The 9,627-nt window shown below is 62.3% G+C and carries 11 protein-coding genes; 2 read left to right on the top strand and 9 right to left on the bottom strand.

Going from position 1 to position 9,627, the window contains the following annotated elements:
- The 4 genes from B7L71_RS09190 to B7L71_RS09205 form a co-directional block, all read right to left on the bottom strand.
- Nucleotides 1–495 (bottom strand): ATP-binding cassette domain-containing protein (locus B7L71_RS09190; RefSeq protein WP_139790100.1); only part of this gene is annotated, 495 nt, incomplete at its 3' end.
- Between the two features lie 33 nt (nt 496–528).
- Nucleotides 529–1,326, bottom strand: coding sequence for an ABC transporter permease (locus B7L71_RS09195; RefSeq protein ID WP_081137484.1), 798 nt, complete (start codon nt 1,324–1,326; stop codon nt 529–531).
- A complete protein-coding gene (locus B7L71_RS09200; protein ID WP_446497410.1) occupies nt 1,323–2,306 on the bottom strand; it encodes an ABC transporter permease in 984 nt (327 codons plus the stop codon). Before B7L71_RS09200 ends, B7L71_RS09195 begins: the two co-directional genes overlap by 4 nt.
- Nucleotides 2,297–3,874: an ABC transporter substrate-binding protein gene (locus B7L71_RS09205; RefSeq protein WP_081137488.1), complete on the bottom strand. Its 1,578-nt coding sequence runs from the start codon at nt 3,872–3,874 to the stop codon at nt 2,297–2,299. The genes B7L71_RS09200 and B7L71_RS09205 overlap by 10 nt, the downstream gene beginning before the upstream one ends.
- A gap of 106 nt (nt 3,875–3,980) precedes the next feature.
- Here B7L71_RS09205 and nikR point away from each other — a divergent pair, with 106 nt between their 5' ends.
- Nucleotides 3,981–4,382, top strand: a complete 402-nt coding sequence (nikR, locus tag B7L71_RS09210; RefSeq protein ID WP_016914504.1) for a nickel-responsive transcriptional regulator NikR — start codon at nt 3,981–3,983, stop codon at nt 4,380–4,382.
- Nucleotides 4,383–4,446: 64 nt separating this feature from the next.
- On the opposite strand, the gene B7L71_RS09215 is transcribed toward nikR, so the two are convergent.
- Nucleotides 4,447–4,929 (bottom strand): FKBP-type peptidyl-prolyl cis-trans isomerase, encoded by a 483-nt coding sequence (locus tag B7L71_RS09215; protein ID WP_016914503.1) that lies wholly within the window; start codon nt 4,927–4,929, stop codon nt 4,447–4,449.
- A gap of 178 nt (nt 4,930–5,107) precedes the next feature.
- On the opposite strand from B7L71_RS09215, the gene B7L71_RS09220 reads away from it, so the two are divergent.
- On the top strand, nt 5,108–5,389 hold the full coding sequence (locus B7L71_RS09220) for a hypothetical protein (RefSeq protein WP_016914502.1): 282 nt from the start codon (nt 5,108–5,110) through the stop codon (nt 5,387–5,389).
- 178 nt (nt 5,390–5,567) lie between these two features.
- On the opposite strand, the gene B7L71_RS09225 is transcribed toward B7L71_RS09220, so the two are convergent.
- From B7L71_RS09225 to B7L71_RS09240, 4 genes are all read right to left on the bottom strand, one after another.
- On the bottom strand, nt 5,568–6,035 hold the full coding sequence (locus B7L71_RS09225) for a glycine zipper 2TM domain-containing protein (RefSeq protein WP_081137489.1): 468 nt from the start codon (nt 6,033–6,035) through the stop codon (nt 5,568–5,570).
- 258 nt (nt 6,036–6,293) lie between these two features.
- Nucleotides 6,294–7,892 carry an isocitrate lyase gene (locus B7L71_RS09230; protein ID WP_016914500.1) on the bottom strand — a complete coding sequence of 533 codons (1,599 nt, stop codon included), beginning with the start codon at nt 7,890–7,892 and terminating at the stop codon, nt 6,294–6,296.
- Between the two features lie 381 nt (nt 7,893–8,273).
- Nucleotides 8,274–8,699 (bottom strand): GNAT family N-acetyltransferase, encoded by a 426-nt coding sequence (locus tag B7L71_RS09235; RefSeq protein ID WP_081137491.1) that lies wholly within the window; start codon nt 8,697–8,699, stop codon nt 8,274–8,276.
- A 3-nt stretch (nt 8,700–8,702) separates the two neighbouring features.
- On the bottom strand, nt 8,703–9,627 hold a 925-nt coding region (locus tag B7L71_RS09240), incomplete at its 5' end, for a JmjC domain-containing protein (protein WP_081137492.1).

Genomic DNA, 9,627 nt, shown 5'->3' on the forward strand with positions numbered 1-9,627 from the left:
ATGGCCGGCCTGGGCCATGGCCACCAGCACCCGCCTGGCCATGCCGCCGGAAAGCTCATGGGGGTAGCGCCGCGCTGCATGGGCGAGCTGGTAGTGCTGCAGCAGGTCGTAGCTGCGTGCTTGAGCGCTGACGCGGGAAAGGCCTGCGCGGCGAGCAGCCCAGCGTATCTGGTGCTGGCTGCGTGCCAATGGGTCCAGGGCGTTCAGGGTCTGTGGAATCAGCGCCAGTTCACGGCCACGCAGCTGGCGTTGGCGCTCGGGCGTCAAGAGGTCGCCCTGGAAGGTCAGAGTGCCGTGCTGCCGTGCTGCGGGCGGCAGCAGGCCCAGCAGGGCGTGGGCCAGCAGGCTTTTGCCGGATCCGGACGCGCCGACCAAGGCGTGTATTTCCCCTGCCTGAATGTCCAGCGAAAGCGATTCGATCACGGGTGACCACTCGCGCTTCCACCAGCGGGGGTAGTGGGGCAGGCTCAGGCTCCATTCGGTGATCTCCAGCATGTTTGGCTCCCTTGATGGTTGAAAACGCGGGCCTTACAGGGCCTGGCGCAGCTGTGTGGCCAGCCGTTGAATGGCCAGCACCATCAGCAGCAGTCCTAGCCCGGGAAACACGCCCAGCCACCAATAGCCGCCGCTGAGATAGCGCATGGCGTCGGCCAGCAGCACGCCGATGGCGGGCTGGTTGGGGTCCAGGCCGACGCCGAGAAAGGTCAGAGCCGCTTCGTGCAGAATGGCGTGGGGAAACAGCAGTAACGTACCCACCACGCAGTGGGGCCAAAGGTGGGGCACGAAGTGCTGGGCGACGATGTACCCCGGCCCTTTGCCAAAGCCTTTCGAGAGCGCCACGTACTCGGCCTCGCGCAGGCTGAACAGCTCGGCGCGAAACACCCGCGCCAGGCCAGGCCAGTGGGTAATGGCCACGGCGATGATCACGGCCTGGGTACCCCCGCCCAGCGCAAAGGCGATGAGCAGCAGTAAAATGAGGTGGGGCACGCTGAGCAGCGTATCGATCAGCAGCGACACCAGCGCATCCAGGGTGTTCGATAGCGCCGCCAGGCTGGCCAGCAGCAGGGCGATGGCCGTGCCCAGCAGGGCCGCGCTCAAACCGACCCAAAAACTCAGCGCCAGCCCCGCCAGGGTTCGCGCCCATAGCTCCCGGCCCAAGGCATCGGTGCCGAACCAGTGGAGCAGGCTGGGTGGCTGTAAACGTGCCTCGAACTGCATCTGCTGGGGGCTGTCACCCAGCCACAAACGGCTGCTCAACAGCAGCATCAGCAGGGCACTGAAGAGCACCAGATAAACGGCGGCGGCCAGGCGTGGCTGTGCGCTCATGGGCTGTGTGCCAGACGGATGCGCGGGTCGGTCACCCGTGCCAGGGCATCGGCGGTCAGGTTGCCGATGCTCACGAACAGCGCGGTGAACAGGGCGATGGCCAGCAGCAGGGGAACATCGCTGCGCAGCCCCGCCGCTACGGTGGCCTGGCCCAGCCCCGGGTAGGCGAAGACCTGCTCCACCAGAATGGAGCCGCCAAACAGCTCGCCCAGCGAGGCAAAGGCCAGGGTGATGGCCGGGAGGCTGGCGTGGCGCAGCCCGTGCCGCCAGGCGATGTCGGTACGACTAGCGCCCTGGGCAAAGGCGTGTAGCGCCGTGTCGGAACGCATGAAGGCCAACATTCTGGCGCGGGTGTGCAAAGTGATGGTGGCCATGCTCAATAGCGCCAGGGTGGTCACCGGCAGCACCAGGTGGTGCAGACGGGTGGCGAACGTGACATCGCGGCTGACCACCCCCGTGGGGCCTGCGCAGCAGGTGGGGGTCCAGCCCAGGGTCACCGAAAACAGCAGCAGTGCCAGAATGGCCAGCCAGAAAGTGGGCGTCGAGGCGGTCACCAAGGCGTAACCGCTGATCAAGCGGTCGAGCAGCGAGCCTTCCCGGCTGCCTGCCACGATACCCAATGCCACGCCCAGCACCAGTGACAGCAGCCAGGCACTGAACAGCAGCCAGAACGAGCGCTGAAAGCGCAGGCTGATGACGTCACCTACCGGCTGTTGGTACACATGGCTCCAGCCCAGCTCGCCGCTGGCCAGTTGACGCAGCCACTGGCCGAACTGCACGGCTGCCGGTTCATCGAAGCCCCACTGTGCGGCGATCAGGGCGCGCTGCTCGGGGCTTACCTGGGCCATCTGCGGGCCCAGGTAGGCGTCGATGGGATCGATGGGCGAGAGCATCATCAGGCCGAAGGCGAGACCGGCCACGCACAGCATGACCAGCCCCAGCCGTAGGCTTCTCCACGCCAGCCAGCGGGCTAGTGGCACGTCCAGCGCCACTCGAGCAGGTTGGCGGTAATCGGCCAGCCGTGTCCATGGGGGGCCACGCCCAGCTCGCCAACGTTCAGGCACGGGTCAGCGGCATAGACATGGGTCAGGTTGACCATCCAGGCCCAGCTGGCATCGCCCTGTAGGCCATAGCCGGTGCTGCCATCCCACTGGGCTGCTTGCCAGTGTGGGTTGGCTTCTTCGGCGCTGGCGGCGGCCTGGGCGGCCTCCAGGTGCTGGTCGACGCGCTCATTGGTGTAAAAGCCGCTGTTGTAGAAGCCAAACCCGGCGTGTTCGCTGTGGAAGAGATAGTAGATCTCTTGCGGGCTATGGCTGCCAAAGCCAAACACGATGGCATCCTGGTGCAGAGCTTCCCGCTGTATTTCATCCCAATGGCGGCCGGTGGGCTGCATCTCGATTCCCAGCGGGCGCACCATCTCTGCGCTGATTTGCGCGAGCTGCTGGCGAGTCGTATCACTGGCCGGGTAGGTGAGCCGGAAGCGAGCAGGCTGCCCGTCCTTGTAGCGCAGGCCATCGTCTGCGCGCAGCCAGCCTGCTTCCTCCAGCAGGGCATTGGCCTGCTCCAGGTCGAAAGCGATGGTTTCCTCGGGGTGCCCCCAGGGCAGGCCATCGGCAGGGCCATACGCCGGGCGGCCAAAGCCGTTCAGGGCCACGTCTACCAGCGTGTCGCGGGATAGCGCCAGGTTGATGGCCTGGCGAATGGCCAGGTCGGACGTGACATCGTTGCCAATCGGGGCACCGTTGGCGGCGCGCTCCCCGCTATCGGGCTGCATGGGAAACAGAATCCCGCGATTATCGACGCTCTCCATCAGGACCCGCTGCATCTGGCCCGGCATGGTGCTGGCCAGCGCCTGGGGAATGACGGCCAGGTCGAGCTGACCTGCCTGGGCAGCGCTTAGCGTGCCTGCCTCATCGGTAAACAGAAATACCAGGCGCTCGAAGGCCGGAGCTGGGCCGTAAAAATAGGGGTTACGCTCGACGATCAGCTGTTCACCTTCCTGCCACTCCACCATGCGGTAGGGGCCAGAACCCAGCGGTTGGCGGCCATAGCCCGCATGATGGCCATTTTCCCGCTCGGCATCAGGTACAATGCCCAGGGTCATCAGCTGGTCGATGAAGGTTATACGGGGGGCTTTCAGGGTAAGCGTGACGGTGTGGTCATTCACGGCGTCGGCATGTGCCAGCGCGCTGAGGTCGGCTCGGCCCCCTGCCGTGGCGGCGGCATTGAAGGTATATGCCACATCCCGGGCGGTGAGCGGCGTGTCATCGGCAAACCGCACGTCCTCGCGCAGATGCAGTGTCCAGGTCAACTGGTCGTCCGACAGAGACCATTCGGTGGCCAACCCCGCTTGAGGGGTAAAATCCTGGCTACGGGTGAGCAGCGTGGACTGAAACAGCGGGCTTCCGTATTGCCCCCAGCCCAGCAGTGGGTCGAATCCCTGGTCTGGCTCGCCGCCGATGGCAAGCACCAACTGCTCTTTGGCCAGCGCGGGAGCGCTGAGCGCCAGGCATGTGCTGGCAATGGTCAGTAGTATCGAACGACGCATGGGGCACCCTGTGACGAATAAGTATGATGTTTTGACAATAACATCATACTCGTGTGGCGGGTAGTCAACAGGCCCATTCAACGCTCGGGTGAGCAAAGGAGAAGGTATGCAACGTATTACCGTGACGCTGGATGAAGAGCTGCTACGCGAGGTGGATGCCTTGATGCAGCAGCGTGGCTATCAGAACCGTTCCGAGGCCATTCGAGACCTGACCCGCAGCGGGCTGACTCAGGCCAAGGAAGAGGTCGCGCCGGATGCCCCGTGTATGGGGGCTTTGGTGTATGTCTACGACCATGCGGCGCGAGAGCTTTCCAAGCGGTTGACCCGGCACTCCCACGACCACCACGACCTCACGCTGTCGACGCTGCATGTGCATATCAACCATGACAGCTGCCTGGAAGTGGCGCTGCTCAAAGGGCAGGGGAGTGCGCTCAAGCAGTTTGCTGACGAAGTGACCTCGTCACGCAGCGTACGCCATGGGCAGCTGGTGTTGATTCCCGGCGAATAGCGGCACGAACGGCCACGCACAAAAAAGGCGGCCCGCGGGCCGCCTTGATGACGATGACTTACGCTCAGTGCTGAACGCCGCCTTCGCCGTGCACGTGTCCGTGCTGAACTTCTTCTTCGCTTGCTTCACGAACGGTAGCAATCTCAACGTCGAAGTTCAGGTGCTGACCTGCCAGCGGATGGTTGCCATCCACGACCACAGTGTCACCTTCCACTTTCGTGACGGTGACCATCAGCGGGCCGCCCTGGGTCTGGGCCTGGAACTGCATGCCCGGCTCGATGCTCTCGACGCCCTGGAAGGCATCGCGAGGAACTTCCTGCATCAGCTGTTCCTGAACTTCGCCGTAACCCTCGGCAGGGGCAACCTTGACGTTCAGTTTGTCACCAGCGGCGCGGCCTTCCAGCTCTTTTTCCAGGCCCGGAATGATGTTACCGGCGCCGTGGAGGTAGGTAAGCGGTTCACGGCCTTCGGAACTGTCCAGCACTTCACCTGCATCGTTGGTCAGGGTGTAGTGAAACGCGACAACCGAGTTTTGCGCAATTTGCATTGAATAACCTTTCGGTGAGTGCATGTCCCAACATGGTAACGCGTGTGGCTTGGCTTGTCAGGGGGTAAGCCGGGTTTTTAACCCCCATGCCTTTGGCACTATTGCGCCCGACAGTGACCAGCGATACCCTACTCTCACCCTTTTTCCGTAAGCTAACGAAGTGTGATCGGAGCTTGATATGACTGTTTTCCTGATTTGGGTGGTGGCCTTCGTGCTGATCGCCTACTTTGCCAACAAGCGTTGGGACAATGGCTTTAGCCAAGGGCTGGACAAGCTGTTGCCCGGTGTTTTGAAGACCCATGGCGAGAACCGCCACTTGTGGGTAGCGGCCATCGCTATCCTGGGGGCCACCACACTGGTGCGTCCGGTCGATATTCTGCTGGTGGCTCTGCTGCTGGCGCTGATCGGGTTTGTCGTTTACAAGCTGGCCAACTGGGCCAGCAACAAGGTGACCCACTAAGTCTGCCGAAACAAGGTCTGCCGAATGGGTGGTTTGTGCTGTACCCCGCCACCCGTTAATCAGGCATGGCTTGAAGCAGACATGAAAAAGCCCGTCCACTTTGGTGGACGGGCTTTTTTTCGAGACCGTGCTTTTGCAGGCGCTGGTCAGCTGTGACCAGCGCCGATACAACGACCGATCAGTAGGGGGCAACGCTCAGGTTGGCGCCGCTGCCAATCAGGCGTACACGCTGGCCGGCCTGGAACTGGCGGTCGGCACGCTGAACGACGACCACATCGGTACCGTCGTCACGACGCACTTCCATTTCCAGTGCATTGACGCGGTTGACGCTGTCTTCTGCCGCCGTGCCGGCGACGGCACCGCCCAGTGCACCTGCCACGGTGGCCAGCTGACGGCCTGAACCGCCGCCTACCTGGCTGCCCAGCAGGCCGCCAATCACGGCGCCACCGCCACCGCCCAGCAGGTTGCCGGTACGGCTATCGGCTTGAATCTGTACCGGACGAACGGCCACGATGGTGCCATAGCTGACGCTCTGGCCCGTCTGCGCCTGGTTGCCGCGGTACACATCGCCCGAGTAGGTGGATGTGTTGGCACAGCCAGCCAGTGTCAGGATGCTCAACGCTGCAACGGGTAGTAAACGTTTCATTCAAACCTCCAGTAAGAATCAGCCCATATGGCTGTGAACGTCCGCAGATCAATGCGTGCGTATCATTATAGAACGGCGTTCGCTAAAAGATAACCAAAGCGTACGCTTTGACCAGCCGTTTGGAAAAAAGGTCACAAAGTAGAGTGTAGACAGGCATTAAGAAAGCAGTGTGCAAAAAATCGACAGGCCATGAAGCACGCCGCAAAAAACACCACGGGGAGCCGTGGCTCCCCGTGGTGCGTTGCAGTGGCTGTGTGTTTAGCCAAACTGGTTCATGGTGTTGTCCTTGCCGCCGGCTTTCAGCGCAGCCTCACCATGGAAGAACTCCTTGTGATCGTCGCCGATGTTGGAGCCTGCCATGTCCTGGTGCTTGACCGTGGCGATCCCCTGGCGAATTTCCTGACGCTGGACGCCTGCCACGTAGGCCAGCATGCCTTCGTCGCCGAAGTAGCCCTTGGCCAGGTTGTCGGTAGACAGCGCCGCCGTGTGGTAGGTGGGCAGGGTGATCAGGTGGTGGAAGATACCCGCTTCGCGCGCCCCGTCACGCTGGAAGTTGCGAGTCCACTCATCGGCCAGCTGCCCCAGCTCGGTGTTGTCGTATTCGACGCTCATCAGCTTGTCGCGCTGGTAGGCCGATACGTCCTTGCCCTCTTTCTCCCAGGCATCGAAGACCTGCTGGCGGAAGTTCAGCGTCCAGTTGAAGGAGGGCGAGTTGTTGTACACCAGCTTGGCGTCCGGCACCACTTCGCGGATGCGGTTCACCATGCTGGCGATCTGGCCCACATGGGGCTTCTCGGTTTCGATCCACAGCAGGTCGGCACCGTTTTGCAGGCTGGTGATACAGTCCAGGATCACGCGGTCTTCGCCGGTGCCTGGCTTGAACTGGTAGAGGCCAGAAGCCAACCGTTTGGGCTTGACCAGCTTGCCGTTCTGCTTGATGACCACGTCGCCGTTGTTGATGTCCGAGGCGTTCTCGATGACATCGCCATCCAGGAAGCTGTTGTACTGGTCGCCCAGGTCGCCTGGCTCATTGGTGACGGCGATCTTCTGGGTCAAACCAGCGCCCAGCGAGTCGGTACGAGCCACGATGACGCCATCTTCGACGCCCAGCTCCAGAAAGGCGTAACGTACGGCGTTGATCTTGGCCAGGAAGTCTTCATGGGGCACGGTGACCTTGCCGTCCTGGTGACCGCACTGCTTCTCGTCGGATACCTGGTTTTCGAGCTGAATGCAGCAGGCGCCCGCCTGGATGAATTTCTTGGCCAGCAGGTACGTGGCTTCGGCGTTACCAAACCCGGCATCGATATCGGCAATGATCGGCACGATATGGGTTTCGTAGTTGTCGATCTTGCTGATCAGCTCTTTTTCTTTGGCGCTGTCGCCTGCTTCCTTGGCGTCGTCCAGCGCACGGAACAGGTGGTTGAGTTCCCACGCATCGGCCTGCTTGAGGAAGGTGTAGAGTTCCTCGATCAGGTTGGCCACCGAGGTTTTCTCATGCATGGACTGGTCAGGCAGCGGGCCAAACTCGGAGCGCAGGGCTGCCACCATCCAGCCTGAAAGGTACAGGTAGCGACGCTTGGTGGTGCCAAAATGCTTCTTGATGGAAATCAGCTTCTGCTGGCCGATGAAGCCGTGCCAGCAACCCAGCGATTGGGTGTACTGGGAGGTGTCGGCATCGTAGGCGGCCATGTCGTCACGCATGATCTTGGCGGTGTAACGAGCAATGTCCAGGCCAGTATGGAAGCGGTTCTGGGCACGCATCCGAGCGGCGTATTCAGGTTTGATCGCTGACCACTTGCCGCCTTGGGCTTCGCGCAGTTGGGCCATGGCTTTGATATCGTCGAGCAGTCCTGACATGAGCTGATTCCTCCAGGGTTATCGTCGTTCGCAGGCTAGCTTGTTGTTATGCTGCACCTGCGAGATAGCGTTCAGCATTGTGCAATTTTGCGGCGCTGTCTCTAGGCCAATCGTCTCTCAGTAAAACGTCGTGCCTCGGCGCTTGGCGTCACACAGCGACATGGCGTAAGAGCTGAGAGCCAACGTCGCTGCAGTGCAATAACTATCGGTCAGGCAGCTGCATTCAACAATTGTCACTTCGGGGCAGGGGGCGTTGTAGTCCGACGACATCGACTACGTCGAACGCCCTGTTTGTGTAGTCGTTTTTCGCCTGTTGGACGCAAAAAAAAGCGCCGCTGTCTCAGCGGCGCGATAACGCGTGTTCGATGGCCTGGTGGCGGGTTACAGCACCAGGGTCATTTCGCGGTGGGGGATGCCGGCATCCATGAAGACCTCGCCATGGGCTACGAAGCCTAAACGCTCATAGAAGGCGAGGGCGTGTAGCTGGGCGCTGAGGGCCGCGTGGCGATGGCCTGCCTCGCGGGCAGCGGCGATGGCAGCCTCCATGAGTCGATAGCCAATGCCCGCGCCCCGTGCGCTGCTCAACACCGCTACGCGACCAATATGGCCGTCGGGCAGCAGGCGCGCGGTACCCACCGGCTCGTCATTCAGCGTGGCGAGGAAGTGCAGGCATTCGCCATCCCGGCCATCCCACTCCTCTTCCTGAGGAACCTGCTGCTCATCGATGAAGACCACGCGGCGAATCAACGACGCCGCGTCGCCCAGTTCACGCCAGTCGCCTTGTTGCACGGTGGTGGCTGTGTTCACGCCTTACTCCTCGTCGTCTTCACCCATGAAGCCCAGGCTGCCGCTATTGATCAGCTGCGTGAGCAGCGCTGCCGCACCGTCCAGTTCCAGCACCTCGTCGTACATGGGCTCCGGGTCGGCGACCCGCTTGGCCAGCGCTTCCGAGCAGGCGTGCCCGTCGCCATCCACGAACAGCGTGGTGCCGGCGGCATCGCTGCGCCAGGCAAAGCGCGAACCGGGCATATGGAACAGCGGCTCGCCCTGTTGTAGCTGAGCAACAAGCGCGGCCTCGTCCAGTGGCTCGTCCAGTGGCATCAGCTGGTCGACGTACTTGGGCTGAGTCATGACGCGGCCAAACCACTGGGCCATCTGCTCCGGTTTGTCCAGCGTCGAGAGGATGAATTGACGCATACGCTCGATGGCGGCGTCGTCCAGTTCGCCCTGATGCTGGGCCGGTGCCATGCCCGCGTCGCTGTAACGCTGGGATTCCGACATCTGCTCGCCCACGTAGTCGGCGTAGGAGGTGATGGCTTCGTCGGCCGAGGGAGCACGAAAACCCACTGAAATGGTCATGCAGTCGTCGGTCTGGCTGACCCCGTGATGCGCCCAGCCCGGCGGCAGGTAGAGCATGTCGCCCGGTGCCAGGGTCCAATCGGAGTCGGGTTCGATCTCGAAGGTTTCCAGAATACGCAGGTCGATGCCCTGCACGATCGGCGCGTTGTCCGGCTGCTTGCCGCCCAGCTGCCAGCGGCGATGGCCGCGGGCCTGCAGCAGGAACACATCGTACTGGTCGATGTGCGGGCCGACGCTGCCGCCGGGGGGCGCGTAGCTCACCATGATATCGTCCATGCGCCAGCGGGGCAGGAAGTCGAACTCGTCCATCAGCGCAGCAATGGAGGGCACGTAGTGGTCGACGGCTTGCACCAGCAGGCTCCAGTGGCCTTCGGGG

The sequence above is a fragment of the Halomonas sp. BC2 genome (assembly GCF_002078115.1).
In the GTDB taxonomy this organism is placed as follows: Bacteria; Pseudomonadota; Gammaproteobacteria; order Pseudomonadales; family Halomonadaceae; genus Vreelandella; species Vreelandella stevensii.